This window comes from Morganella sp. HMSC11D09, from assembly GCF_001807955.1.
GTDB lineage: Bacteria > Pseudomonadota > Gammaproteobacteria > Enterobacterales > Enterobacteriaceae > Morganella > Morganella morganii.
Map to the genome: position 1 here is coordinate 1 of NZ_KV791666.1, position 1,164 is coordinate 1,164.

General features: G+C 50.4%; 1 protein-coding gene. It reads left to right on the forward strand.

Annotated features, from left to right (window positions below):
- Positions 1 to 81: 81 nt before the first annotated feature.
- On the forward strand, positions 82 to 1,164 hold a 1,083-nt coding region (locus HMPREF3119_RS19660), incomplete at its 3' end, for a tape measure protein (RefSeq protein WP_246829244.1).

The following is a 1,164-nucleotide window of genomic DNA, read 5'->3' on the forward strand; positions in this document are numbered from 1 at the left end:
AGGGCAAGCGCCGGTTGGTGAGCAGGAAGACAGTTTAACATATCCGCCATTTGGCGGTTTTTCATTTTAAGGAGCCGGTAAATGGCAAACGTCGGTGAAATCGTATATCAGGTGCAGATGGATGTTGCTCAGTTATTGACATCACAGCGTCAACTGGATCAGCGGCTGCGGAATATGGAAGGCAGATTTAACCGCACAACGACCGCCGTCAATGGCACTGAGCGCTCAATGGCCTCGCTGTCGCGGGTTGCCGCATCTCTGACTGCTTACTTGTCTGTGTCAGCCGTTACCAGCTACGCGGAAGCTTGGACGGTGCTGAATAACAAACTCGTCAACTCCATAAAGACCGGAGAGACGCTGGCGGTGGTGAATCAGCGCGTGTTTGATATTGCTCAGAACAGTCGTTCAAGCCTTGACGGTATCGCAACGCTGTATTCACGACTGGAAAGAGCGATGCGCAGTGCCGGGCTCAGTGGCGAAGAGTTAGGGCAGATAACCACCACTATCTCAAAGGTAATGACCGTTTCAGGTGCCACAGCAGCAGAATCAGAAGGTGCACTTGTCCAGTTATCACAGGCACTGGCATCTGGTGTACTGCGCGGGCAGGAATTTAACTCAATGAGTGAACAGGCTCCGGCACTGATGAAAGGACTTGCGGATTCACTGGGTGTCAGCATCGGCAAGCTGAGAGCGATGGCCGCAGAAGGCAAATTAACCACGGATGTACTGTTAAAAGCATTCCGTGAAATGGGACCAGCTATTGAGAAGGAGTTTGCGAATACAACACAAACAATGTCGCAGTCTCTTCAGATCGCCAGTAATAATATTACTAAATTCTTTGGCGAGAACACCACTGTTAAGACATTTATAAACATCTTCAACGACGCTACCGTATCTGCCAGCAACAATCTGGAATCACTGACTAACGTATTGCTTATTGCAGCCGGTGTCATGGGGTCTAGATATGTTGGAGCTCTTACGCTATCAGCTACCGCTCAGGCAAAGAAAGTTAAAGAGACACTTGCCGATATGGCGGCGACAAAACAAGCGGTCAGAGTTGAGATCGAAGCCGCCACGGCAACCATCAACAGAATTGCAGCTGAGAAGACTCTGGCTGTGACAGTTCAGCAGTCGCTGGGTGCGCAGCTGGCAGCAGCCACTACT